Annotated in this window: 17 protein-coding genes; 6 read left to right on the top strand and 11 right to left on the bottom strand. The window is 68.9% G+C overall.

Going from position 1 to position 25,364, the window contains the following annotated elements:
* Positions 1-40: 40 nt before the first annotated feature.
* On the bottom strand, positions 41-5,545 hold the full coding sequence (locus tag ACZ67M_RS11740) for a DUF6531 domain-containing protein (RefSeq protein WP_469850745.1): 5,505 nt from the start codon (positions 5,543-5,545) through the stop codon (positions 41-43).
* Between the two features lie 954 nt (positions 5,546-6,499).
* On the opposite strand from ACZ67M_RS11740, the gene ACZ67M_RS11735 reads away from it, so the two are divergent.
* Positions 6,500-6,733, top strand: a complete 234-nt coding sequence (locus ACZ67M_RS11735; RefSeq protein ID WP_469850744.1) for a hypothetical protein — start codon at positions 6,500-6,502, stop codon at positions 6,731-6,733.
* 165 nt (positions 6,734-6,898) lie between these two features.
* Here the strand turns inward: ACZ67M_RS11735 and ACZ67M_RS11730 are convergent, their stop codons facing one another.
* Together ACZ67M_RS11730 and ACZ67M_RS11725 are read right to left on the bottom strand one after the other, a co-directional pair.
* Positions 6,899-7,303, bottom strand: coding sequence for a hypothetical protein (locus ACZ67M_RS11730; RefSeq protein ID WP_469850743.1), 405 nt, complete (start codon positions 7,301-7,303; stop codon positions 6,899-6,901).
* Between the two features lie 418 nt (positions 7,304-7,721).
* Positions 7,722-8,354 (bottom strand): TetR/AcrR family transcriptional regulator, encoded by a 633-nt coding sequence (locus ACZ67M_RS11725; protein ID WP_469850742.1) that lies wholly within the window; start codon positions 8,352-8,354, stop codon positions 7,722-7,724.
* 247 nt (positions 8,355-8,601) lie between these two features.
* On the opposite strand from ACZ67M_RS11725, the gene ACZ67M_RS11720 reads away from it, so the two are divergent.
* The 4 genes from ACZ67M_RS11720 to ACZ67M_RS11705 all read left to right on the top strand — a co-directional run bounded on the left by ACZ67M_RS11720 (position 8,602) and on the right by ACZ67M_RS11705 (position 12,995).
* Positions 8,602-9,579, top strand: coding sequence for a tetratricopeptide repeat protein (locus ACZ67M_RS11720; RefSeq protein WP_361351505.1), 978 nt, complete (start codon positions 8,602-8,604; stop codon positions 9,577-9,579).
* A 618-nt stretch (positions 9,580-10,197) separates the two neighbouring features.
* Entirely contained in the window at positions 10,198-10,830 is a 633-nt protein-coding gene (locus ACZ67M_RS11715; protein WP_352158034.1) for a DUF6230 family protein, read from the top strand.
* A gap of 121 nt (positions 10,831-10,951) precedes the next feature.
* A complete protein-coding gene (locus ACZ67M_RS11710) occupies positions 10,952-11,590 on the top strand; it encodes a DUF6114 domain-containing protein (protein WP_376304444.1) in 639 nt (212 codons plus the stop codon).
* Positions 11,580-12,995 carry a hypothetical protein gene (locus ACZ67M_RS11705; protein ID WP_469850740.1) on the top strand — a complete coding sequence of 472 codons (1,416 nt, stop codon included), beginning with the start codon at positions 11,580-11,582 and terminating at the stop codon, positions 12,993-12,995. The genes ACZ67M_RS11710 and ACZ67M_RS11705 overlap by 11 nt, the downstream gene beginning before the upstream one ends.
* A gap of 99 nt (positions 12,996-13,094) precedes the next feature.
* Here ACZ67M_RS11705 and pyk read toward each other — a convergent pair whose 3' ends face one another.
* The 3 genes from pyk to pta form a co-directional block, all read right to left on the bottom strand.
* On the bottom strand, positions 13,095-14,525 hold the full coding sequence (gene pyk / locus ACZ67M_RS11700) for a pyruvate kinase (RefSeq protein ID WP_234960925.1): 1,431 nt from the start codon (positions 14,523-14,525) through the stop codon (positions 13,095-13,097).
* A gap of 74 nt (positions 14,526-14,599) precedes the next feature.
* Positions 14,600-15,832, bottom strand: coding sequence for an acetate kinase (locus ACZ67M_RS11695; protein WP_469850738.1), 1,233 nt, complete (start codon positions 15,830-15,832; stop codon positions 14,600-14,602).
* A complete protein-coding gene (pta, locus tag ACZ67M_RS11690; protein ID WP_469850737.1) occupies positions 15,829-17,922 on the bottom strand; it encodes a phosphate acetyltransferase in 2,094 nt (697 codons plus the stop codon). The genes ACZ67M_RS11695 and pta overlap by 4 nt, the downstream gene beginning before the upstream one ends.
* A gap of 197 nt (positions 17,923-18,119) precedes the next feature.
* On the opposite strand from pta, the gene ACZ67M_RS11685 reads away from it, so the two are divergent.
* A complete protein-coding gene (locus ACZ67M_RS11685) occupies positions 18,120-19,145 on the top strand; it encodes an ATP-dependent 6-phosphofructokinase (protein WP_064729906.1) in 1,026 nt (341 codons plus the stop codon).
* A 59-nt stretch (positions 19,146-19,204) separates the two neighbouring features.
* Here the strand turns inward: ACZ67M_RS11685 and ACZ67M_RS11680 are convergent, their stop codons facing one another.
* The 5 genes from ACZ67M_RS11680 to ACZ67M_RS11660 all read right to left on the bottom strand — a co-directional run bounded on the left by ACZ67M_RS11680 (position 19,205) and on the right by ACZ67M_RS11660 (position 25,224).
* The gene (locus tag ACZ67M_RS11680; RefSeq protein ID WP_469850736.1) at positions 19,205-19,918 is read right to left on the bottom strand and encodes a helix-turn-helix domain-containing protein; all 714 of its coding nucleotides are present in this window, start codon (positions 19,916-19,918) and stop codon (positions 19,205-19,207) included.
* 98 nt (positions 19,919-20,016) lie between these two features.
* A complete protein-coding gene (locus ACZ67M_RS11675; RefSeq protein WP_469850735.1) occupies positions 20,017-20,856 on the bottom strand; it encodes a carbohydrate ABC transporter permease in 840 nt (279 codons plus the stop codon).
* A gap of 14 nt (positions 20,857-20,870) precedes the next feature.
* A complete protein-coding gene (locus ACZ67M_RS11670; RefSeq protein WP_469850733.1) occupies positions 20,871-21,833 on the bottom strand; it encodes a carbohydrate ABC transporter permease in 963 nt (320 codons plus the stop codon).
* Positions 21,830-23,200: an extracellular solute-binding protein gene (locus ACZ67M_RS11665; RefSeq protein WP_361351484.1), complete on the bottom strand. Its 1,371-nt coding sequence runs from the start codon at positions 23,198-23,200 to the stop codon at positions 21,830-21,832. Before ACZ67M_RS11665 ends, ACZ67M_RS11670 begins: the two co-directional genes overlap by 4 nt.
* A gap of 77 nt (positions 23,201-23,277) precedes the next feature.
* Positions 23,278-25,224, bottom strand: coding sequence for a tetratricopeptide repeat protein (locus ACZ67M_RS11660; RefSeq protein ID WP_469850732.1), 1,947 nt, complete (start codon positions 25,222-25,224; stop codon positions 23,278-23,280).
* Positions 25,225-25,364 lie beyond the last annotated feature (140 nt).

Raw genomic sequence — 25,364 nt, 5'->3', positions numbered from 1 at the left:
CAATGTGATCTCAATGGCCAACATGTCGAATTCTTGCACTCTAACGCAACCCTTCCCAGCGGCCACCTGGCTCAGCTTTCGCCCCTGGAATGAACTGAGAGGGATCGTAATCACGCTGGCAGCCCACGCATACATCTTTTGGTCGGGCAGTTTTGACTCCGTTCACCTTCTCCACCGTTTTGGCGTTGGTGAAGATGATCTTCGATGCGTCGCCGCCCAGGGCAAAGCATACGTTGCCTTCGGCGCAGTAGCCGTACCAGTTGGGGTATCCACCTGACGACGCGAGTGCTATCTGCCCCGTTTCGGTGTTATATCCGCCTACGTACGTACGTGAATTCGTCCGGCTGGTGTAGTTGTTTACTGCGAAGTCGTCGACCATGGCTTCTGCTTGGGCAAGTTGCCCATCATGCGTCCACCCTTGCGGGGCGTCGTACACCTCTACTGCAGGGGCAGGCTTCCTCGCACCCGTGTGTCCCCGAATTGACGGCTGCTGAGGGAGGTCGAGGGTCAGACCGGGCGACTTCGGGCCGAAGAACTTTCCCTTCAGTGCCCTCCACGCCGGCCCCACCAGGGCGTTGAGTCCGCCGGTGGCGGCCCCGATGAGGAGGTCTGTTGGTGTGGTGGGCTGGCACAGGGCTGTGTTGATGGCCCAGGTGAGGCCCGCACCGATGGCTGCGTCGGTGACGACGGCGACACCGAGGGCTCGTCCGCCTTGGAGGCCGAGCTGGGTGGCGAGGGCGGTGCCGGCGGGAGCGAGGAAGCCTCCGACTGCTCCGACAGCTGCGCCTTGTGCGGTGGAGGCGGCGAAGTCGCCCCAGTCGAAGTCGTCGCGGTGGGTGAGGGCGTAGACGCTGCCGCTGAGGACGGCTCCGATGCCGGCGCCGATGCACATCGGGCACTGGCCGGTGGGGTCGGAGAGGTTGGCCGGGTCGTTCTCGGCGTAGTTGTACGACGACTGGTTGGGGTTGTCCGCGGCTGCCGAGATCGGGTCTTGTGTGGTGAAGCGCCGCTGTTCAGCATCGTAGGAGCGGGCGCGGAGCTGGAGGCGGTCGGGGAGGTAGGGGTCTGTGTACTGGCCGGTGTAGCCGTAGGGGCTGGTCTGGCCGCCGGTGATGGTGGCCTTGCCGGTTGGCTGGCCCCAGGGGCTGTAGGTGTAGCGGTAGTTGTCCTTGCCAGCGGCGTCGTAGACGGTACTGACGGAGTTCTGGCGGTCCTGGGTGAAGTAGTAGGTGCCGGCGGTGCGGTCCATGGAGCGGGCCGTGCCATCGGGGTCGTAGTGGTAGTCCGCGACGGCGGCGCCTGAAGCGTTGGTGTCGGTGGCTATCTGCGGCAGGGCGTTGTTGATGTCCCACAGCGAGGTACCGGCGAGGGTGTTGTTCTTCTTGACGCTGGTGCGGTTGCCGTCGGCGTCGTGGGTGAAGGCGTAGTTGCTGGTGCCGATGGTGGCGGTTTTGAGGCGGCCGGCGGGGTCGTATGTGTAGGTACCGTCGTCGTCCTTGGTCTGGTTGCCGTCGGCGTCGTAGGTGTAGCTGGTGGTGGCCGAGCCGGTGGTGGTCGCGGACAGCTGGTCGCCGGCGTCGTACCCGTACGTGGTGGACTTGCCGGCTTCGGCGGCGGTCTTGAGGTTGCCGACCTTGTCGTAGGTGTAGGTGCTGCCCGTGATTCCGGTCAGGCAGGAGGTGGCCGCGGTGTCGGTGCAGGTGCGGGTCATGCGGCCCGCGTCGTCGTAGGCGTAGCGGGTCGCCTTGCCGGTGGCGGGCGTCTCGGCGATCAAACGGTTGTTGTCGTCGTAGGTGAAGGTGTTGGCGAGGGTCGGGGTGGTCAGTGAGGCCAGGCGGCCGGCTTCGTCGTAGGTGCGGGTCTCGGCGCGGGCCGTGGTGGTGGGCAGGGTGACGGTGGCGAGGTTGCCGGCCTTGTCGTAGGCGTAGGAGACGGCCTTGCTGTTGGTCGTCTGGGTCTTGGTCCGGCCGGTCTTGTCGTAGGTGTAGCTGGTGGTGCGGCCGTCGGGGTAGGCGCGTGACTTGAGGGTGTCGTCGGTGTTCCAGCGGTAGGTGAACGGCTTGCTCGCACCCGGCGCGCTGATCGTCTCGATCTTGTCGTCGTTGTCGTAGGTCAGGTTGCGGGTGCCGGTGGCGTCCGTGACCTGCTTGATGCGGCTCGCGTCGTCGTAGACGTAGGTCTGTGCCGGGGTGCCGTCGGAGTAGCTGACCTTTGTCGGCAGGTTGCGGGCGTCGGCAGTGGTGGTGATCGTCTGCGCGCGGGCGTTGGTGTGCTTGGTGCGGTTGCCGTCGAGGTCGTATTCGTAGGAGACGGTCTTGCCGAGCGGGTTCTTGACTGACGTCAGCTGGCCTTCGGCGTTGTAGCCGTAGGTGCTGGTGTGGGTGTTGGCGTCGGTGCTGGTCTGAAGGAAGCCGGCGGCGTCGTAGGTGAAAGTGGTGGCGCCCTTGTCCGGTGCGGTGACCTTCTTGGGACGGTTGAGCTCGTCGTACTCGTAGACGGTCTGCTTATCGCGGGCGTCGGTGACCGTCGCGACGTTGCCGACCGCGTCATGGCTGACGGTGCGCTGGTGGCCAAGCGGGTCGGTGACGGAGGCCGGGCGGCCGGCCGGGTCGTAGCGGAAGGACCAGGTGTACTTGGCCGGGTCGGCGCCGGTGACGTTGCCGCGCGGGTCGACGAGCGTTGCGAGCTGCCCGTCGTCGTTGTAGCCGTAGGTGGTCCGCTCGGCCTCCGGAGAGACCTCGGCCGAGAGGTGACCGTCGTCGTTGTACTCGTAGCGGGTGACGTAGCCGGCCCACGTCTTGGAGGTTTCCAGGCGTCCGGCGTCGTCGTAGGCGAGCGTCATGCCGTGGCCGAGGCCATCGGTGGTCTTCTCGACGTTGCCGTTGTCGTCGTAGGTGACGCTGCGGGTGTGGCTGAGCGGGTCGGTGACCGACAGCGGACGGTTCTCGGCGTCCCAGGTAAACGCTGTGGTCTTGCCCTGGGGGTCGGTGACGGTCTTGCGGTTGCCGACCTTGTCGTAGCCGAACGTCCACGTGTACTGCTTCGCGTCCGCACCGGTGGCGTTGCCCCGGGCGGAGATGACCTGGGTCTGGTTGCCGGCCTTGTCGTACCCGTAGGTGACGGTCGCGCCGCGGCGGTTGGTCTCCTTGGCCAGGCGGCCGGCCGGGTCATAGCCCAGGACGGTCTTCTTCTGTGCGGGGTCGGTAACCGTGGTCAGCCGGTCGGCGTCGTTGTAGCCGTAGGTGGTGGTGCGCTCTGCGGCGTCGGTGACCGTGCTGAGGTTGCCGACCTCGTCATAGTCGAAGGCCGTGGTGTTGCCGCGGGCGTCGGTGACGGTCTTGATGCGGTTGGCGGCGTCGTAGGTGTAAGCGGTCGTGTACTTTGCCGGGTCCGCGCCGCCGACGTTGCCGCGCGGGTCGACGACCGTCTTCACCTGCCCGGACGGGAAGTAGGTGTAGGTGGCCTTATTGCCCTTCGGCGTGGTGACCGTGGTCAGGTTGCCGTCGGTGTCGTAATCGTAGGACGTGGTCTTGCCGCTCGGCGTCGTGACCGTTTCCAGCAGGCCGGTGGCGGCGTCGTAGCCGTATGACGTGACCTTGCCCAACGGGTCCTCGGCCGTGGCGACCTGGTTCGCTGCGTTGTAGCCGAAGCTGTACTCGTCGTACTCGCCGCCCTCGTACGTCTTCACGTTTCCGTTGGCGTCATACGCCCACGACTCGCTTGCGGCGGAGTTGGAACGGCCCGTCAGCCTGCCCGACGTGTCGTAGTCGTACTGGGTCTCCCGGATCTCCGCGTCGACGGTGCTGGTGCGGTTGAAGAACTTGTCGTAGCGGTAGTAGCTCTTGCCGTTGAGCGGGTCGATCTGCGTGAACAGGACGTTCTTGTAATAGACGTCCGTCCACACGCCGCCGTCCGGCGCGGTGACATCGACCTGGTCGAAGGCCCCGTTCTTGGTGTAGGAGAACGTGGTCTCGTGCTCAAGGGCGTCGGTCTGGGTGGTCACCCGGCCCTGTGCGTCGTAGACGTTGAAGGTGATCTGCTTGCCGCGGGCGTCGGTGACCTTGTTGACGCGCCCCGCGGTGTCGTACCCGTACGTTTCTGTCTCGCCGTCCAGCGCGGCCACGCCGGTCAGCCGGTCGCCGGTGTAGCTGTAGTCGACGATCCGGCCGTCCGCGAGCGTCACCTTGTCCAGCCGGTCGCCGGCGTACGCAAGGATCGCCTTGCGGCCGGCCGCGTCCGTGATCGCCGTGGGCTTGCCACTGGTGTACGCCAGGGTGAGGCCCCGGCCGGTGCGGTCCTTCAGCTCCGTCAGTTGGCCGGTGCCGCTGAAGCTGTAGGTGGCGTGGTCGGCGGTGGTCAGCTTGTAGCCGGTGCCGTCGGTGGCCAGCGTGGAACGTGCCTGTGCGGGAGCGGTGAACTTGCCCCCCGATGCCTTGGTGTAGTTGTGCCGGGTCCCGCCTTCACCGATCAGGACGGCGTTGCCGTCGGAGGCGATCTGCAGGCGTGTCTCCCACGGGAGCTGCCAGCCCTTGCCCAGGGCGCCCGTGGAGGTGTTGTCGTCGGAGGAGTAGACACGTTCCACCGAGAACGGCACTCCCGGTGCCGGGACCTGGGCGTCGGTGTAGGCCTCGGTGAACGCACCTGTGGCGGTGTTGACCGGGTCGGCGCGCATCACGGTCGTGCCGGTCGCGTCGCTGGCGTCGCCGCACACTGCAGCACATGCGGCGCCGTCCGGCAGAGACGGCACGATGTAGAACATGTTGTAAGAGCCGCAGGACTCGGTGTCCGTGGGGTCGTCAGTGACGGTCGTGCAGGCCCAGACGGTGTAGCTCGGGACCGGCTTCGTGCACTCAGTCGTCGGCACGGTGAAGGTCGCGTTGACCTCGGGGAACACCTTGTCGGTATTCAGGGTGGGTGCCTGGACGGTCTGCCCGAAATCGAACCACTGCACGTCGTCGCTGTTCAGGCGGCAGCCGTAGTAGTCCACCTTCCAGCGCACCTTCACCGGATGCACCTCGTCATCGGCGCCACCGGACTGCCAGATCGCAGCCTTCACCTGAAGCGGCTCGCCCGGCACAGCCGCGCCGATGTGGTTGCCCAGCACCGAGAGCCAGCCACCCTGCTGGGCCGCCGCGTTCCCGAATGGGTCCGTACTCACCTGGTACAGGGCACCGCTGTTGTACGAAGCAGCGGCCGCAGCCTCACTGGTGGTCGAGAGCGAGGCCTGGCTGACATGGTGGGCGGAGGAGGGAGGCGTTGCGGGCGTCTTGGGGCCTGCGGCACGCAGCTTCTGCTCATTCGCCTTCAGTAGCCTGATCTGGTCTGTCGTAGCCGGCTTGCTCCTCGTCGTCGGCAGCGCATGAGGCTTGACAGGCTTCGCCTTGCCCCTCGTCTGCTCACGCCGTTGCTGCGGTGTTACCGGCTCCTGATGCGCAACCGGCTGCGGCCCCCCGTAGGTGTAGGCCTCGACGCCTCTATCGCCTTCGCCGCCCGAGACCTTGACGAGCCAGCCGCCGCCCGCAACTACGGACAGCACCACCAGCACGACCAACACCCGCACACGTCTGGACACAGACGCCAGCACTCCCCCACCCCATTCATTTCATGCACATAAGGAATCGAACCTTGCACAAGGTCAAGATCCTGAGGGACTTTCAGCCGCGCGATCAAGGGTTCCGCCGTAGGCTGACCGATTGTCATGCCCTCGCCCGGCTCGTTGGCTGCGCGCAACTCGTCTGTTGGTGGGCGAGGTTCAGTCGAAACACTTGCCCAGCGAGTCGCGGACACCCAAAGCTGGCTGGCTTGAATCACTCCTTCGAGCCACGACCCCGAACGCAGTGGTGGCCCACCCTTCAGGGAGGGTGGGCCAACCTTCAAGCTCCGGGCAGCAGCCCCCGCGACGTCCCGTACTCCTATCGGATCTTGCTCGGCACTTGCAGCGGGCCAGCCTGGAGCCTCTCGGCTGCAGCTGAATCATGGGTGCCAAGGACCTCGCGGTGTCGGGTTCATGGGTACGGTGGCTCGGGTCGGTGCCCGTCTGAGGGTAGTAGCCACCGGCAACCACTGCACTTGCCGAATTCCTGCGCTTCGGTCGGGAAGTGGCACCACTCTCGGTACTCACCGACGGCAATGGAATCTTCGGTTCAACCGTCACCTGGTCCTTGCTCGCGCCCACACTGGTGACAGTTGCCCTCGGGAGGGGGATCTCCCCTTGATTGATCGCCCATCACCGTCGGCGGCAGGCAGCCCGTACCGGACAGTCTCTACATACCCCTCGCGGTGGTCACGAGCGCGTGTGCGATACCGCTCTGTCTGGGGGGCGACTCGCAGCGCGAACAGCGCGCTTTCTGGAAGCCGGTCGGAGGCTGAGCTGCACGCATGGCCGAGCCGGTTTGCCCCACCGGCACTCATCGGGGAGGGAGACGGCCGGTGTGTTTGGTCAAGGTCCAAGGCCAATAGGTTCATGCGGTCAAGGGCGGGCTGAGCCGTAGGGGTGTGCATGAGTGATACTCAGGTGACGATCAAGCTCACGAGTGATGCGGCACTGGTGCTGTCGCACTGGCTCGAGAAGCTCCAGATGACGGACCTCAACCGCGTTGTCGACGACCCGGCGGTCTGGGCGCCGATCCATCGGATTGCCGGAACGCTCAAGAAGGCGCCTCCTGGGCTGTTCGCGCCTGACTGCGACCAGCGGCTTGAGGCGGCTCGGCAGCGGCTTCGGCCGGAGGACTGATCGAACAGTCTGGACTCCTCACTGGTCGTAGCGCGCGAAGACGTCGGTTGTGGACCAAGCGTTGTTCGCGGTGGCAGGTCAGACCTGCTTCACCGACCAGCCACCTGCGTTTGGCGGCCCCGAATTGCAGGTTTGCGGGGCCGCCACATCATCCTATGAGGTCCATCAAGCGACGACGTCGATGTATGTCGCGCTTCCGTTGCTGCCGTTGGACTTGACCGGGACGACGTACATGCGGACGGTCTTGCCCTCGGTAAGGTCGCCAGTCTTCCAAGGGGTGCAGTACCCGGCAGTGTGGCCGTTGGTGTTGACGCGTCTGTCGATAACGCCGTCGTAGTTGTAGTCGAGAGAGGTCTCGACTGCCCAGCCGTCCGACTTGGTGTCACAGGCTCTGATGGAGTCGCCAGGGATGGAGCCGGAGGGATCCGCGTTCCAGGTGCCGCTCCCCCCGCCGTTGGAAGCGTAGATGGTCACCGACCCTGCCCAAGCCTGCCCTTGCAGGCCGACGGCTAGGCCGATTGCGCAGGCACCGGTGACGAGTGCTCGGATTGCGCTCTTCTGAATCTTCATGCTGTTACCTCCCCTAGCCGAGGCCTTGCGCCTCTGGCATGTGCAGAGCAATATGCCATACTTTGATCAACTTTGGGAGTTCTATAGCTCTTTCTGAGATCTCGCCCGCCGTTAGTCGCCCCCGGATTGTCAGACAGCTGCGGCGCGTTGGTAGGCCCTGGCTAATGAGAGCCTTCGGGGTTGCGCCAGTTGATTGTTCCGCAGTTTTCTGACTCTTGGCCGACAAGATCCGTTCTGTGCCTGGCCCCGTTGGCGCATGCGGTCGTATTCGCGGCGGCCGGCGGACGAGAAATCGCAGATCCGGGCTCTTCAGTGGAGCTTGTTGGTGCTGCGTATGGTCAAGGCCGCCGACCGGATCCCCGACCTCGTCGGCCTCAACGGCTCACGCATCTTCGAGCCGGGGCTCTGAGTGTGCGGTCTATGCCCGCGAGTCTGCCGGGGCACCGGCGAGCCCCCACAGCAGGACCTGTGTGAAGCCCCGTACCCAGTCGCCGTCCGCCGGTTCCGCGCTGACCAGGGTGCGGTGCACCACCGCGCCCGCGACCACGTCGAAGATGAGGTCGGCGGTGCGGGCGGCCTCGGCCGGGTCGGTCTCGGCGGGCAGCTCGCCGCGGGCCTGGGCGCGCGCCCTGCCCTCCAGGACCAGGCGCTTCTGGCGTTCCACGATCGACGTGCGGATGCGCTCGCGCAGCGCGTCGTCCCGGGTCGACTCGGCGACCACCGCCATCAGGCCGCTCTTGGCCTCCGGACGGGCCAGGATCGCCGCGAACTGGAGCACCACGCCCTCGATGTCGGCGGCCAGTGAGCCGCGGTCGGGGAGCCGTAGCTCGTCGAACAGCTCGGCCACCGCGTCGACCACCAGCTCGTTCTTGCCCGCCCAGCGGCGGTAGAGCGTCGTCTTGGCAACCCCGGCCCGGCCCGCGACGTCTCCGAGGGTGAGTCTGGACCAGCCCAGGTCGACCAGGGCCTCCCGCGTCGCGGCCAGGATCGCGGTGTCCGCCGCGGCACTGCGCGGGCGCCCGGCACGGCCGGCGTGGGTGCTGCTCTGCATTCCCCGACCATAGATGCCCGGCCACCATCGGCGGGTTCCGTGTGGCCGTGAGGGAGATCACCGGGGCGGGGTGTTCCGACGGCCCCTCCCGGTATTACGCTACGACTCGTAGCGAAAGCACGGGTACGCCCGTGCCCCAGCGACAACCACGGGCGTGGGGTGGGGACCCGGCGCCGAACAGCACACATCCGGGCGGGCTTTCGACCCGCTTTTCACACGCGCGCGCGGTACGGGGGAGGATAGGCCCATGCAGCCACGGAACATGTCCATGAGCGGGGTCGTCGACCTCGCCGCGGTGAAGGCGGCCCAGGAGGCCAAGACGAAGGCGGAGCAGGCTCGCGCCGAGGCCGCCCGGCACGGCGGGACGGGGGCGGTCTCGCCGGCCGACCTCGTCATCGACGTCGACGAGGCCGGTTTCGAGAGCGATGTCCTGCAGCGGTCCACCGAGGTCCCGGTCGTCATCGACTTCTGGGCCGAGTGGTGCGAGCCCTGCAAGCAGCTCAGCCCGGTCCTCGAACGGCTCGCCGTCGAGTACGGCGGGCGTTTCCTCCTCGCCAAGATCGATGTCGACGCCAACCAGATGCTGATGCAGCAGTTCGGCGTCCAGGGCATCCCGGCCGTGTTCGCGGTCGTGGCCGGGCAGGCGCTGCCGCTCTTCCAGGGTGCCGCGGGCGAGGCGCAGATCCGCCAGACCCTGGACCAGTTGGTGCAGGTCGCCGAGGAGCGCTTCGGTCTGACCGGTCTCGTCGTCGACCCCGAGGCCGAGCCGGGTGCCGAGCGGCCCGCCGCCGAGGAGCGCCCCGCGGGACCGCACGACGCGGCACTCGAGGCCGCCGTGCAGGCGCTGGACGCGGGCGACCTGGGCGGTGCCGTCCAGTCGTACAGGAACGTGCTGGCCGAGGACCCGGGCAACACCGAGGCCAAACTCGGTCTCGCGCAGGCCGAGTTGCTCCAGCGGGTGCAGAACGCCGACCCGCAGAAGGTCCGCCAGGAGGCGGCCGACAAGCCCGGCGACGCCGAGGCGCAGATCGCCGCCGCCGACCTGGACCTGGTGGGCGGTCACGTGGAGGACGCCTTCGGCCGTCTCATCGACGCGGTGCGGGTCACGGCCGGCGACGACCGCAACGCCGTACGTGTGCGGCTGCTGGAGCTGTTCGAGGTGGTCGGCGCCGACGATCCGCGGGTCACCGCGGCCCGCAGGGCACTGGCTCGCGCCCTCTTCTAGAGGTGTCCACCGGAGTGTTGCCGGTGTGAAGGAGCTGTCGACCAGGCGTCAATGCGGCCGCGCTTTGCCAAAACTTGGCAATCGCGGCCGCTGTTACTGCCAGTAAGCCAGCGGCGTCGATCTGTCGGACTCTGTCCATCGATCAATTGTTTTGTTCCGCCCCTGTGGCACACCCAGCGTCGCCGTCCGGGCCCGGTGCGTCGCCCCGTGGTTATCCGGCCGTTACTAGCGAGTAACGAACCCCCTTGTGTCGGCGGCGAGAATGCACCACGATCGGCGACGCTCGGTCCATTCCCGTACCCCGAAAGCCAGTCGGGTCGCGGGGGTTCCTGGGTCCCCACCGAGCAGGGCCGGCGGCAGTGGAGCCGGCTCTTGGACAGGGGGGTCTTCGCTCACCCGGCGAAGCCTGTCCAGCAGGGTTGTGCGTGATGCGTGTCAGGCGCGACCAGTGGTTGTCGCTCGGGGGTGATCGCCGGTGTCTCGGTCGCGTGGTACGCGTCGTCGAGTTCGGGCGCTCTCCTTCCCGAGGACGTAGCACTTCTCCCATCCCTGCCAGACCGGGCCGCCGAACCGGCGGCCGGCCGAGGCCAGGAGATGTACGTCCGAGAAGGAGGAAATATGGAGTCCCAGGTGCGTGGCGGGACCAGATGGAAGCGGTTCGCTGTGGTGATGGTGCCCAGCGTTGCCGCCACGGCTGCGATAGGCGTCGCGCTCGCGCAGGGCGCTCTCGCCGCGTCGTTCAGCGTTTCCGGCCAGTCGTTCAAGGTGACGGCGGACCAGCTCGACGGCACGGGCTTCTCCCAGTACGGGGCGATCGACTCGGGTTACACGCTGAAGGGCGAGAAGACGGCTCACCCCGTCGCGGTCTCGGCGTTCAAGTCCGCGTCGATCAAGAACATGTGCCAGTCCGTGGTCACCCCGGACATCCCGTTGATCGGTTCCGTCAGCCTGATGCTGAAGGCCGGCGGCGGTAAGCAGGCGGTCGAGGCCGAGAACCTGTACATCGACGTCGAGAACCTCGAGGCCGATGCCACGTTCCGCGGCATCGACATCGGTGTGGCTGCCAAGGACGCCAACAAGGGTCCCGGCATCAAGAAGGGCGACACCGCGAACCCGAATGGATTCGCGCAGCAGGCAGACTCGGCCACGCTGAAGAACGTGAAGCAGACGGCGTGGGCGACCACCGCCGGAACCTTCAAGCTCAGCGGTCTGAAGATGTCGCTGTCCAAGGGTGTCAAGGAGTGCTACTAAGCACCCCTTGACGGGCGGGGGAGCCTGTGGCGCCCCCGCCCGTCCACTCTCCCTCCGGCCGCGCCCTCGCGCGCGGACCGCATCTCCACCACAGCAAAGCCGTACCAGGGAGCTGTTTTCCATGAGCGCCGAGACTCCTGCCGCAGCCGGCCAGTTCACCCGCCGGAGGCTGCAGTTCCGTGCCTGGCGAGGCGGGCGGCCGTTCTGGGCCGGCCTGTTCATCGCGCTCGGCGGTATCCCGATCGCCTACTTCCCGTACGCGAACCTCCAGATCGGTCACCTGACCCTTGCGATGGCCACCACCGCGGGTTCCGGGTCCCTGATCATCGGCGTGCTGCTGGTCGTCCTGGGCATCAGCCTGTGGTTCCAGAAGCACGTCCGGGTTTTCGCGGGTGTGGCGGCGATCCTGCTGGCCCTGGTCTCCATTCCCGTGTCCAACCTCGGCGGCTTCCTCATCGGCTTCCTGCTCGCGCTGGTCGGCGGGGCCATGGCCGTGTCGTGGGTGCCGGGCGAACCGCCGCAGGACGAGCGGCCGGTGGACGGCAGGAGCACCGGCGACGCACCCGAGGGCGCGGTTCCCGGCACCGCTCTTCCCGGCATCCCGGCCCCCGGCGCGACGGCGTCCGACGCCGCGGTGCCGCGGCAGCGGGAGGGCACGGAGGACGGGAGCCCCACCCAGACCTACGAGGCACTGGGGGCGCACGATCTGTCAGGAACGAGCCCGGCCAACGGGGCGAACGGGAGGCACAGTGCCGGCTGACGAGGTGACCCGCGGGACTGACGTGGAGTCGTCCCGTGCGAGAACCGGGCCGCGCCACGCGGCACCCAAGAAGCCGTTGTTCACCAGGTTCCACATGCCGGCCGGCAAGGCGATAGCCATCGCGGCGATGCCCACGGCCGTGCTCATGGGGATGGGGTTCACGCCGACGCTCGCCCTCGCCGACGGCAACGACGCGGCGCCCCCCTCCAACAGCCTGACGGCCGACGAGTACAAGGACTGCGTGGCGGCCCTGGAGGACGCCGAGAAGGACACGTCCGCGTCGCCCACCCCGTCGCCCTCGGCGACGGACGGGAAGACCGACGAGAAGGGCGACAAGGAGGACGAGGGCGACACGAGGGAGCCCGACGCCTCGGACTCGGGCGCGGACAAGGGCGAGTCCTCTTCGTCGGATTCAGGTTCCGACGACAAGGACGGCCAGGGCGACGAGGCCGGCAAGGACGACAAGTCCCAGCCCGCCCCGAGCCCCTCCGCGTCGCAGAGCGAGGAGTCGGCCGGCGATGACGCCCCGGCGCCCGCACCCTCCGAGTCGGAGGGCAAGGGCGGGCTGCTGGACGGCATCGGCGACGCCATAGAGGGCATCTTCACCGGCGGCAAGAAGGCCGAGGAGACCCCCAGCCCCGAGGCGACCCCCTCCGAGACCCCGTCCGCGTCCGAGGAGGCCGGCGACGACGCCTCCGACACCGTGAAGGACACGACCGACAAGGTCACCGACACGGCGAAGGACACCGTCGAGGGCGCGACCGACGCGGCGTCGAAGGCGGCCGAGGACACCGGCAAGTCGGTGGACGAGGCGGCCGAGAAGGCGAAGGAGGAGGCCGAGAAGGCCAAGGAGGCCGCCGAGAAGGCGAAGGAGGAGGCCGCCGCCTCACCCACGCCCAGTGCCTCCGAGAGCGCCGGTGTGGACGCCGACGACTGCCCCGTCGCCACCGACGACGAGGGCGGCGTCGACAACAAGGTGCCGCTGCCCGACGACCCCTGGTACCTCAACGCCAGCTCGCTGCTGCTGAAGGGCGCCTCCTACAAGGGCGTCGTCGAGGTGAGGACGGCCAACGGCACCACCAAGAAGGTGCTGAAGTACGTCATATCCAACGGCACCGACATCGGCGACCTGCACCAGACGGTCAAGGACAAGCAGGCCGGCAAGACGCACCACGTCCAGGCGGCCGAGGGCTCGACGTCCACGATCCGCGACGGCGAGACGGTGATGTACACCGAGAGCATCTCGGGCAACCTGCTCGGGCTGATCCCGATCACCTTCGACCCGGAGAACCCGCCGCCGCTGGACATCCCGCTGATCTACTTCACCAAGGTGACGGTCGTCCAGGCCGGTCAGTTCGGCGGCACGCTCCACGTCCCGGGCCTGCACCAGTACGTGACCGGCTGAGCGCGCCCACGAGCCCGTTCGGGAGCCGCGGAACCGCAGAGGGCGCCCCCTGTTCGCAGGGGGCGCCCTCAGCGCCGTACGGAGGCCGTGCGCGCTGTCTCAGCCGCGCCGCGTCTCGCCCAGGTGCAGGACGCGGACCATGTTGGTGGTGCCGGGGACGCCGGGGGGCGAACCGGCGGTGATCACGACGATGTCGCCGTCGCTGAACAGGCCGAGCCGGGCCGTCTCCTGGTCCACCAGGTCGACCATCTCGTCGGTGCTGTTCACGAACGGCACCACGTGCGGCTCCACGCCCCAGCTGAGCGCCAGCTGGTTGCGGGTCGACTCGTCGGTGGTGAAGGCGAGCACGGGCTGGGCCGCGCGGTAGCGGGACAGGCGGCGGGCGGTGTCGCCGGACTGGGTGAAGGCCACCAGGCCCTTGCCGCCCAGGAAGTCGGCGATCTCGGCGGCGGCACGGGCCACCGAACCGCCCTGCGTGCGCGGCTTCTTGCCCGGCACCAGCGGCTGGAGGCCCTTGGAGAGCAGCTCCTGCTCGGCGGCGGTGACGATCTTCGACATCGTCTTGACCGTCTCGATGGGGTACGCGCCCACCGACGACTCCGCGGACAGCATGACCGCGTCCGCGCCGTCCAGGATCGCGTTGGCCACGTCGGAGGCCTCGGCGCGGGTCGGCCGGGAGTTGGTGATCATCGACTCCATCATCTGGGTCGCCACGATCACCGGCTTGGCGTTGCGCCGGCACAGCTCGATCAGGCGCTTCTGCACCATGGGGACCTTCTCGAGCGGGTACTCGACGGCCAGGTCGCCACGGGCGACCATGACGGCGTCGAAGGCCGCGACGACGCCCTCCATGTTCTCCACCGCCTGCGGCTTCTCCACCTTGGCGATGACGGGGACGCGGCGGCCCTCCTCGTCCATCACGCGGTGCACGTCGTCGACGTCCTTGGCGTCCCGGACGAAGGAGAGGGCGACCAGGTCGCAGCCCATGCGGAGGGCGAACCGGAGGTCCTCCACGTCCTTCTCGCTCAGCGCGGGCACGTTGACCGCGGCGCCGGGCAGGTTGATGCCCTTGTGGTCGGAGATGACGCCGCCCTCGATGACGATCGTCTTCACCCGCGGGCCCTCGACCTCGGTGACCTTCAGCTCGACGTTGCCGTCGTTGATGAGCACCTGGTCGCCCTTGGTGACGTCGCCGGGCAGGCCCTTGTACGTCGTGCCGCAGATCGTCCTGTCGCCCGGCACGTCCTCGGTGGTGATGGTGAACTCGTCACCGCGCACCAGCTCGACGGGGCCCTCCGCGAAGGTCTCCAGGCGGATCTTCGGGCCCTGGAGGTCGGCGAGGACACCGATGGCCCTTCCGGTCTCCTTGGCGGCGGCCCGCAGGCGGTCGTACCGCCCCTGGTGCTCGGCGTGAGTGCCGTGGCTGAAGTTGAAGCGGGCCACGTTCATGCCGGCTTCGATCAGCGTGACGAGCTGCTCGTGGGAGTCGACCGCGGGGCCGAGAGTACAGACGATTTTCGAACGGCGCATGGGTGCCATCCTATCGGTTTGTTTCGGCGCGGAATATTCCGTCTGGCGGAAAATACAAAAGGGCGGGATGCCGCTCAGGTGAGATTCTCAGAACCCGCCGAACCACCTGAACCAATTACCAGCGCGTAGGTCTGCGTCGCGATCTCCATTTCCTCATCGGTCGGTACGACGGCCACCGCCACCCGCGCGTCCGCGGGCGAGATCAGCCGCGCCCCGTCGCCGCGTACGGCGTTCAGCCCGCCGTCGACCGCCAGGCCCAGCCCCTCCAGGCCCGCCACGGCGGCCTCCCGCACCGGCGCCGCGTTCTCGCCGACCCCGGCCGTGTAGGCCACCGCGTCCACCCGTCCGAGAACGGCGTAATAGGCGCCGATGTACTTCTTCAGCCGGTGAATGTAGATGTCGAAGGCCAGCCGGGCCCGCTCGTCGCCGGCGTCGACGCGGCGGCGGATCTCCCGCATGTCGTTGTCACCGCACAACCCGATCAGACCGCTCCTCTTGTTGAGGAGAGTGTCGATCTCGTCGGCGGACATTTCGCCTACGCGCATCAAATGGAAGATGACGGCCGGGTCCATGTCTCCCGAGCGCGTACCCATCACCAGCCCCTCCAAAGGCGTCAGCCCCATGGACGTGTCCACGCACCGCCCGCCCCGCACCGCCGAGGCCGACGCCCCGTTGCCCAGGTGCAGCACGATCACGTTCACGTCCTCGGACGCCCGGCCGAGCAGCCGCGCGGTCTCCCGGGAGACGTACGCGTGCGAGGTGCCGTGGAAGCCGTAGCGGCGGATGCGGTGCGCGTCGGCGGTCTCCACGTCGATCGCGTAGCGCGCCGCGGACTCCGGCATCGTGGTGTGGAAGGCGGTGTCGAAGACGGCGACCTGGGGCAGGTCGGGGCGGAGCGCCTGCGCGGTGCGGATGCCGGTGAGGTTGGCCGGGTTGTGCAGCGGGGCGACCGGGATCAGCCGCTCGATCTCGGCGAGCACGGCGTCGTCGATCACGGTCGGCTCGGTGAACCGCCGGCCCCCGTGCACCACGCGGTGGCCGATCGCGGCCAGCTCCGGCGAGTCCAGACCGAGGCCGTCCTTGGCCAGCTCGGCGGCCACGGCCTTCAGCGCGGACTCGTGGTCGGGGATGGAGCCGCCCCACTCACGGCTCTCGCCGCCGGCCGGCGTGTGCTTGAGGCGGGAGGTGTCCTCGCCGATCCGCTCGACGAGGCCCACGGCCAGCCGGTCGCCGCCGCGCATGTCCAGCAGCTGGTACTTGACCGACGACGAGCCGGAGTTGAGGACGAGGACACGCGTGGGACTCACTGGTCGGAAGCCTTCTCGGTGGGGGACTGCTGGGCCTGGATCGCCGTGATGGCGACGGTGTTGACGATGTCCTGCACGAGCGCGCCCCGGGACAGGTCGTTGACCGGCTTGCGCAGACCCTGGAGCACCGGGCCCACCGCGATGGCGCCGGCCGAGCGCTGCACGGCCTTGTAGGTGTTGTTGCCGGTGTTCAGGTCGGGGAAGATCAGAACGCTGGCCTGCCCGGCGACCTCCGAGTCCGGCAGCTTGGTCGCGGCCACCGAGGGCTCCACCGCGGCGTCGTACTGGATCGGGCCCTCGATCTTGAGGTCCGGACGGCGGGCGCGGACCAGTTCCGTCGCCGCGCGCACCTTGTCGACGTCGGCGCCGGACCCGGAGGTGCCCGTCGAGTAGGACAGCATCGCGATGCGCGGCTCCACCCCGAACCGGGCCGCCGTGGCCGCCGACTGGATCGCGATGTCGGCGAGCTGCTCCGCGTTCGGATCCGGGTTGACCGCGCAGTCGCCGTAGGCCAGGACCTTGTCGGCCAGGCACATGAAGAAGACGGACGAGACGATGGAGGCGTCCGGCTTGGTCTTGATGATCTCGAACGCGGGCCGGATCGTCGCCGCCGTGGAGTGCACCGACCCCGACACCATGCCGTCCGCGAACCCTTCCTGCACCATCAGCGTGCCGAAGTAGTTCACGTCCGACACCACGTCGTACGCCAGCTCCACGGTCACGCCCTTGTGGGCGCGCAGTTCGGCGTACTTCTCGGCGAAGGAGTCCCGCAGTTCGGAGACCGCGGGGTCGGTCAGCTCGGCGCCCTCCAGGTCGATGCCCAGGTCGGCGGCCTTCTTGCGGATCTGCTCGACCGGGCCGAGCAGGGTCAGCTCGCACACGCCCCGGCGCAGCAGCACCTCCGCCGCGTGCAGCACCCGCTCCTCGGTGCCCTCCGGGAGGACGACCCGGCGCAGGTCGGAGCGGGCCTGCTCCAGCAGCTTGTGCTCGAACATCATCGGCGTGACCCGGTCGCTGCTCGGGGCGGAGACCCGGCTGCTCAGCTCGGCGGTGTCGACGTACCGCTCGAACAGGCCGAGGGCCGTCTCCGCCTTGCGCGGGGTGGCCGCGTTGAGCTTGCCCTCCAGGGAGAACAGCTGTTCGGCGGTGGGGAAGCTGTTGCCGGTCACCGAGAGCACCGGCGTACCGGGGGCGAGGCGGGCGGCGAGGGTGAGGATGCCGTCGCCGGGCACCTCGTCCAGGGTCAGCAGCAGGCCGGCTATCGGCGGGGTGCCCGCGCTGTGCGCGGCGAGGGAGCCGATCACCAGGTCGGCGCGGTCGCCCGGCGTGATGACCAGGCAGCCCGGGGTCAGCGCGGCCAGCAGGTTGGGCAGCATGGCCCCGCCGAAGACGAAGTCCAGCGCGTCCCGGGCGAGCCCGGAGTCGTCGCCGAGGACCACCTGGGCGCCGAGGGCGTGCGCGATCTGGGAGACGGTCGGCGCGGACAGCGCGGGCTCGTCCGGCACCACCCAGCACGGCACCGGCAGCCGGTTCGCCAGCCGCTCGGCGATCTCGTCCCGGTCCTCCCGGGCCACCCGGTTGGTCACCATGGCCAGGACGTCGCAGCCCAGGGTGTCGTAGGCGCGGAAGGCGTTGACGGTCTCGGCGAGCACGGACTCCGCGGTCTGCTTGCGGCCGCCCACGACCGGGACGACGGAGGCGCCGAACTCGTTGGCGAGCCGGGCGTTCATCGACAGCTCGTCCGGGAACTGGGTGTCGGCGAAGTCGGTGCCGAGGACGAGGACGACGTCGTAGTCCCGGGCGACCAGGTGGAAGCGGTCGACCAGCGCGGACACCAGCTCGTCGGTGCCCTGCTCGGCCTGGAGGGCGGACGCCTCCTGGTAGTCCATGCCGTAGACCGTCGCGGAGTCCTGGGAGAGCCGGTAGCGGGAGCGCAGCAGCTCGAAGAGGCGGTCCGGCCCGTCGTGCACCAGGGGGCGGAAGACGCCGACCCGGTCGACCTGCCGGGTCAGGAGTTCCATGACCCCCAGCTCGACGACCTGGCGGCCGTCCCCGCGGTCGATACCGGTCACGTACACGCTGCGCGTCACGCGTGCTCTCCGTTTCGTCTGGTGTCGGTCTGGCGGCGGCTGACCCGTGCACAAAAATCGCCCACCGGGGTGAGCGGAACCCTCTTGACAATACCTCTCTCAGTAGCTAAGGCGCCCGTCAGTGCCCTTCGCTCCCCGGGCCGTGGAACAATTGCATCGGCTCACCGGTGTCCACAGCGAGCAGGAGACACAGCACGATGCGTATCGGAGTTCTCACCGCAGGCGGCGACTGCCCCGGCCTGAACGCAGTGATCCGGTCGGTCGTGCACCGAGCGGTCGACAACTACGGCGACGAGGTCATCGGCTTCGAGGACGGCTACGCGGGCCTGCTGGACGGCCGTTACCGCACCCTCGACCTGAACGCGGTCAGCGGCATCCTGGCCCGCGGCGGCACCATCCTCGGCTCCTCCCGGCTGGAGCGCGACCGGCTCCGCGAGGCCTGCGAGAACGCCTCGGACATGATCCAGAACTTCGGCATCGACGCGCTGATCCCGATCGGCGGCGAGGGCACGCTGACCGCCGCCCGGATGCTCTCCGACGCCGGCCTGCCGGTGGTCGGCGTGCCGAAGACCATCGACAACGACATCTCCTCCACCGACCGCACCTTCGGCTTCGACACCGCCGTCGGGGTGGCCACCGAGGCCATGGACCGCCTCAAGACCACCGCCGAGTCCCACCAGCGCGTGATGGTCGTCGAGGTCATGGGCCGGCACGCGGGCTGGATCGCCCTGGAGTCCGGCATGGCCGCCGGCGCCCACGGCATCTGCCTGCCCGAGCGCCCCTTCGACCCCGCCGACCTGGTCAAGATGGTCGAGGAGCGGTTCTCCCGCGGCAAGAAGTTCGCCGTCGTCTGCGTCGCCGAGGGCGCCCACCCCGCCGAAGGCTCCATGGACTACGGCAAGGGCGCGATCGACAAGTTCGGCCACGAGCGGTTCCAGGGCATCGGCACCGCGCTGGCGTACGAGCTGGAGCGCCGGCTCGGCAAGGAGGCCAAGCCCGTCATCCTCGGCCACGTCCAGCGCGGCGGCGTGCCGACCGCGTACGACAGGGTGCTCGCCACCCGCTTCGGCTGGCACGCGGTGGAGGCGGCGCACCGCGGCGAGTTCGGCCACATGACCGCGCTGCGCGGCACGGACGTCGTGATGGTGCCGCTCGCGGAGGCCGTCACCGAGCTGAAGACGGTGCCGAAGGACCGGATGGACGAGGCGGAGTCGGTTTTCTAGGGCCTGTCCGGCAGGCCCTGGCCGCCAGCCCGGGCCGCCGCCGGGCCGCCCGCCGACCTTCACGGGTGTCTCTCGACCGCCGACCAGAAGTGCTCCACTATGCGGTCCAGGAAGTCGCGCCCCCCGGCGCCGGCGTCGCCGCTGCCCCCGCCCCAGCTGAGGGTGGAGGCCATGTGCCCCTGGTAGTCCTGGTGCAGCACCTGGAGGACGTTCTCCAGGACGCGCCGGTCCAGCGGGGCCAGTTTGGCGACCGGGCGCACATAGCCCTGCCAGCGGGTGCTCACGGCGCTGGTCAGCAGGTCGGCCAGCTTCTCCTCGCGGCCCGTGACGGTGACGAAGTCCGGCAGCGACAGCCCGAGCACGTCGGCCAGCTGGGCCGACTGGCGGTCGGTGCCGCGCCAGTCGTCGGTCTCCTCCATCCGCAGGTAGGCCGTGAGCGCGACCCCCACGGTCCGCGCCACGTCCTCCGGCGCGAGACCGCGGGCGACCCGGTGCTCGTGCAGGGTCTGCGGCCGGCCGATCAGCTCACCGGGGGAGCACCACAGCACCCCGGCGAGGGCGGTCAGCTCCGGGTTCCCGGGGGAGACCGTCCCCCGTTCCCAGGCGACGACGAGGTCGGGGGTGACGTACGGCAGTCCGTACGAGACCCGTATGTTGTGGGCGACGTGCTCGGGGCCCATGTTGAGGGCGGCACGCAGCCGGCGGGCGGCGAGGGCGTTGAACGGGGGGCCCGACTGGTTCGGGCCGGATGAGGGTCGGCGCACGCGCCACACCGTAGGGGTCCGGGGCCGGGCTGACTACGGGCTGTTCAGCCAGCGATACGGATTGTAGGAACGTACGGGGGCGCGCGGACCCGGACGCGCCCCCTCGCTCACCCCTTCACCGCCCCGCCCAGTGCGAACCCGCCGCCCAGCCGCCGGGAGATCAGCACGTACAGCAGCACGACCGGCGTCGAGTAGACGATCGAGAACGCCGCCAGCTGCCCGTACGCCACCATGCCCCGGTTGCCGAAGAAGTCGTTGATGCTGACCGAGGCGGGCATCTGGTCCGGGGAGAGCAGTAGCATGAAGGGGACGAAGAAGTTCCCCCACATCATCACGAACGAGAACACCGTCACCACCGCCACCCCCGGCCCCATCAGCGGCAGCACGATCCGCAGCAGCGACTGGAACGCGGACGCACCGTCCGTCCACGCCGCCTCCTCCAGCTCCTTCGGTACGCCGTCCATGAAGTTCTTCATCAGCCAGATGGCGAAGGGCAGCTGGGAGGCGGCGAAGAAGAAGATCGTCCCCTGCATGGTGTCGATCATGTTCACCCGCACGAAGAGCGCGTAGACCGGCACCATGATCGCCGTGATCGGCAGGCTGGTCGCGAACAGGATCGTCAGCAGGAAGGGCCGGTTGAGCCGGGACCGGAAACGGGAGAGCGGATACGCCGCGAGCGCCGCGCAGACCACCGTCAGCAGGGTCGCTCCGCCGCACAGGACCAGGCTGTTGAGCAGCGGGGTGAAGGTGATCTCCGGGGTGAGGATCGCGTCGAAGTTGTCCAGGGTCAGCCCGTCGGGGACCTTCACCCGCAGACCGGCGTCCGGGCCCAGGGCGGACAGCACCACCCAGGCCAGCGGCAGGACGAAGGCCGCCGCCACCACCAGCAGACCGGTGTCGGCGGCCAGCCTGCGCCGTGTGCGGCGCCTGGCGGGCGGGCGCGTCATGAGGGCCATCGGGATCAGACCTCCGTCCGGAGCAGGCGCAGGTACACGACCGAGAACAGCGAGTCGATCAGCAACAGCAGCAGCGCCACCGCCGTGCCGTAGCCGATCAGGCTGTTCTGGAAGGCCTGTTCGTACATGAACAGCGGCAGCGTCTGGCTCTTGCCGCTGGGACCGCCCCGGGTCATCACCCAGATCAGCCCGAAGACCGACAGCGTCTGGAGGGTGTTCAGCATGAGGTTGGTGGCGATGGAGCGCCGGATCATCGGCAGCGTCACGTGCCACATGCGGCGCCAGCCGCCCGCGCCGTCGACCTCGGCGGCCTCGGTGACCTCCTTGGGGATCTCGTTCAGGGCCGCCGAGTAGACCAGCATCGAGAACGCCGTGCCCCGCCACACGTTGGCGAAGGACACCGCCAGGATCGGCAGCGTGAACAGCCAGTTCTGGGAGGGCAGGTGGAGCCAGTCCAGGACGGCGTTGAGGGTGCCCTCGCGGCGGAAGAAGGCGTAGAGCAGGAAGCCGGCCACTACCTCCGGCAGCACCCAGGCGGTGACAACGATGCCACCGGTGAGTGTGCGGACCGGCTTCGAGGCCCGCTGCATCAGCGTGGCCAGTGCGAGCCCCATGGTGTTCTGACCGATCAGCGAGGACAGCACCGTGAACACCAGGGTCAGCCACACCGCGTTGAGGAACGCCTCGTCCTGGAACGCCCGCTTGAAGTTCTCGAGGCCGACGAAGGACTCCTCGGCCTGACCGGTGAGCTGGAGGTCGGTGAAGGCGATGACCACGCAGTAGGCGATCGGGCCGGCGAGGAAGAGCAGCAGCAGGACGACGGCGGGGGAGACGGGCAGGGCGCGCAGGAGGGAGCGGCGGGCGGTGACGGCCCGCCCGCCCCCGGCCTTCCCCGGGACGGGAGCGGGCGGGCCCGGCGGATCCTTGGTGACCTCCGGACCGGCGTGCCGCGGCGCGGCCGCGGTCACCTGCTCACCACCTGGTTGTCGGTGGCCTCCTTGAGCGCCTCGTCGTACCCGCGCGCCGCCTCCTCGACCGACAGGTCGCCGGTCGTCACGCCCTCCATCGCCTCCTGGATGGCCACCGACACCTTCGGGTACGCCGGGTAGGCGGGCCGGTAGTGGGTGCTCTCGACCAGGTCGGTGAAGAACTTGATGCCGGGCTGGGCGGCGGTGTACGCGGGATCGTTCGCGACGTCCTCGCGGACCGCGATGCCGGAGTTGGCGATGTACCACTTCTGGGCGTTGGCCTTGGTCTGCATCGTCTTGACGAAGTCGAAGGCGAGGTCCGGGTTGGCCGCCTTGGCCGGGATCGACCAGGCCCAGCCGCCGGACATGCTCACCTTGCCGGGGGCCTGGCCGTTCTGCGTCGGCATGGCCGCCAGGCCCAGCTCCTTCGACCACTCGGGCCACTCGTGCCCGCTGCCCTCCAGCCAGTCCTGCGGCAGCCAGGAGCCGTCCAGGGCGATGCCGAGCTTGCCCTGCGGCAGCAGCTCACCGCGGACGGCGGTGCCGAAGTTGGGGTCGAGCGCGTCGGAGACCTCGGGGCCGAGCTTCTCCTTGTACACGCTCTCGACGAAGGCGAGGGAGTCCTCGAACCCCTTCCCCGCCGTGATCCACTTCTTGCCGTCCTTGTCGTACAGCGGGTCCGTGCTCCCGTCGTTCGTGCCGTACAGCAGCATCTCGAAGCCCTGCATGGTGGCCGCTTCACCGGCCGGCTTGCCGGTGTACACGTTGATCGGGGTGACGCCGGGGACCTTCTCCTTGATGGCGCGGGCGGCGTCCAGTACCTCGGCCCACGTCTTCGGCTGCCAGTCGGCGGGCAGCCCGGCCTTGGCGAAGACGTCCTTGCTGAACCACAGCCCGCGGGTGTCGGTGCCGTCCGGGACGCCGTACGTCTTGCCGTCCTCGCCCGCGGTCGCCGCCTTGGCCGTGTCGATGAACTGGTCCCAGTCCTTCCACTTCTCCAGGTACGGGTCGAGGGGCTTCAAGTACCCGCTGGTGATGTCGGAGTTGATGAGGAAGGTGTCCTCGTAGACGAGGTCCGGCGCGGTCTTGGGGGAGCGGAGCATCTGCTGGAGCTTGGTGTAGTACTCCGCGTCCGGGGCCTTGATGGGGACGAGTTCGACCTTCTTCCCCGGGTTGGCCTTCTCGAACTGCTTCTTGATGTCGGCGAGATACGTGTCCATCACCTTGATGGAGTTGTCCGTCGACTGTTTGAAGGAGACCTTCACCGTGTCCGGATCGCTGCCGGAGCCGCTTCCGCAGGCGGCGAGCGCCGTGGAGGTGAGCGCGGTGAGGGTGAACAGAGCGGTGAACCGGAAGCTGGGACGCACGGGCACGACCTCCTACGGGCACGACACTGTGGCCGGGACGGCTGCTCGGCGAACGTAAGAGGAGTGGTCTAGTCAGGTCAATGCTCCTGCGAGTGGGGATTCCGCGAAGCGCGGGCGCGGACTTGGTCTGCTTCGGTGAGGGCGTCCGCGCGGGTGTAGGCGTCCGAGGCCAGGAGGTAGGCGGCGCGGGCCTCGACGGGGCGGTGGGCGGCCTCGTGAGCGAGGGCGAGGTTGAGGAGGGTCTGCCCCTCGCCGTACCAGTCCTCGAACTCCCGGCAGATCTCGAGGTCCTTCTCGCACGCCTCGATCGCCTCGTCCAGCCGGCCCACCTTGCGCAGGGCGAGGCCGAGGTTGTTCCAGGCCATACCCTCGCCATGGCGATCCCCGGCGGCTTGGTACAGGTCGCGGGCGCGGAGGTGGGCCTCGATCGCCTCCTCCGCTCGCCCCAGCTCGTCCAGGGCATTGCCGAGGTTGTTCCACGCGATGGCCTCGCTGTGGGGATTCTCAGCGGCTTGGTGCAGGTCGCGGGCGCGGAGGTGGGCCTCGATCGCCTCCTCCGCCCTGCCCGCCTGCTGAAGTGCGATCCCCCAGTTGTTCCACGCGATGGCCTCGCCGCGGAGGTCTCCGGCAGCCCGGTACAGGTCGCGGGCGCTGTTGTGGGCCTCGATCGCTTCCACGTCGCGGCCCGCCCGCCGCAGGGCGAGCCCCAGGTGGTCCCACGCGATGGCCTCGCCCAACCCGTTTCCGACGAGGCGCGCGGAGTCCCGCGCGGTTTCCGCGACGGCGATCCAGTCATCGAAGTACCGCCGCCAGGCGAGGTACTCCCCGAGGCACGGCGCCAGCCGCACAGTTCCGTTCGCGAACCGCTCCTCCCACCCCCATCCCACGATCGCGACCAGACTCGCCCGTTCCGAGTCCATCCATGCCAGAGCCTGTTCCCGGTCTTCGAACCACTCCGGCTCCGCCGCTCCCGGCAGCCACCGCAACCGGTCGTCGGCCGCATTCGCCCACCGCGAGTAGAACTCCAGCACCCGATCCCGCGCCGCGTCACCCTCCTCGCGCAACCTCGCGTCCGCCGCCACCACACCTGCGCCGAATCCGCGCACCAGGTCGTGCAACCGCCAGCGCATGTCGCAGGCCGTCCCGTTGTTGACCAGCGGGATGACGAGATGTCTGGCTGCCAGGTGCTCCAGAAGTGACAGCACGCTCTCGGTGTCGAGGTCGGCAAGGGCGGTGACCGCCCGTGTGCTGGTATCAGCCCCCGGCGCGAGGCACAGCAGGCGCAACAGCCGGGCCTGATCGGGCGGCAACCGGCGATAGGAGGTCTCCAGAACGGGCCGTAGGACGAGCGGGCGTCCAAAGAGGTCGGTTCCGGGGCTGCCGTGGTCGAGGACGGCCGTCGCGTCCCCGGCCTCCCGGATCTCAGCCACCAGAGACGCGATGTCCCGACGGCGACGCCGACGCAGCACCCCCGCCGCGATCTGGAGGGCAAGCGGCAGGTGGCCGCACAGATCCGCCAGTTCACGCAGGGCGCCGGGTTCACGCACCGGACGTGCGTCCCGTTCGTCGGTGTCGTGCAGGGCGCGAGTCACGAGGGCGACGGATTCGTCCGGATCGAGTTTTTCCAGGTCGATCACGCGTAGCGGAAGGGCGTCCGGACGGTCCCGGGAGGTGATGAGCACCCGGTGATGGTCCGTGCCGGGCAGCAGCGGGAGGTACTGGGCGGAATCCGAGGCGTTGTCCAGGATCAGCAGCATCCGGTCCCGTCGTTCGACGAGCAGCGCGCGGTACGCGTCGTACTGGCGGTCCGTCGTCGGGGGCAGCTCCCCGTCCCGTACGCCGAGCGCGTCGAGCAGCGCCAGTACCGCCTGATCCGCGGTGACCGGAGTCTCGTCGTACCCGCGCAGGTCCACGAAGAGCGTCCCGCCCGGGAACCAGCCCCGCGCCAGGGCCCGGTGCGCGGCCTCCACCGCCAGCGCGGTCTTGCCGACGCCGCCCATCCCCGTGACGGCGAAGATGAGCACGGGCAGTGCCGCGGTGTCGTCCTCGCCGGGGGAGAGGTGCGGCAGCAGGCGGTCCAGCTCCGCCGACCGGCCGGTGAAGCCCAGCGGGCGGGGCGGGAGCGTGGCGGTCGCCCGGGGGACCGGGCCGTGGGTGGGGACCC

Source organism: Streptomyces sp. NPDC107500, assembly GCF_055582785.1.
Note: the sequence above shows the minus strand (reverse complement) of the source record. Positions and strands in the feature narration are given on the sequence as shown.

Bases quoted from the DNA above. Each gene is read 5' to 3' on its own strand.
- ACZ67M_RS11675 (WP_469850735.1), bottom strand. From the start codon at position 20,856: ATGACGCGCCCGCCCGCCAGGCGCCGCACACGGCGCAGGCTGGCCGCC.
- ACZ67M_RS11735 (WP_469850744.1), top strand. From the start codon at position 6,500: ATGAGTGATACTCAGGTGACGATCAAGCTCACGAGTGATGCGGCACTG.
- ACZ67M_RS11715 (WP_352158034.1), top strand. From the start codon at position 10,198: ATGGAGTCCCAGGTGCGTGGCGGGACCAGATGGAAGCGGTTCGCTGTG.
- ACZ67M_RS11725 (WP_469850742.1), bottom strand. From the start codon at position 8,354: ATGCAGAGCAGCACCCACGCCGGCCGTGCCGGGCGCCCGCGCAGTGCC.
- ACZ67M_RS11685 (WP_064729906.1), top strand. From the start codon at position 18,120: ATGCGTATCGGAGTTCTCACCGCAGGCGGCGACTGCCCCGGCCTGAAC.
- ACZ67M_RS11730 (WP_469850743.1), bottom strand. From the start codon at position 7,303: ATGAAGATTCAGAAGAGCGCAATCCGAGCACTCGTCACCGGTGCCTGC.
- ACZ67M_RS11720 (WP_361351505.1), top strand. From the start codon at position 8,602: ATGCAGCCACGGAACATGTCCATGAGCGGGGTCGTCGACCTCGCCGCG.
- pyk (WP_234960925.1), bottom strand. From the start codon at position 14,525: ATGCGCCGTTCGAAAATCGTCTGTACTCTCGGCCCCGCGGTCGACTCC.
- ACZ67M_RS11710 (WP_376304444.1), top strand. From the start codon at position 10,952: ATGAGCGCCGAGACTCCTGCCGCAGCCGGCCAGTTCACCCGCCGGAGG.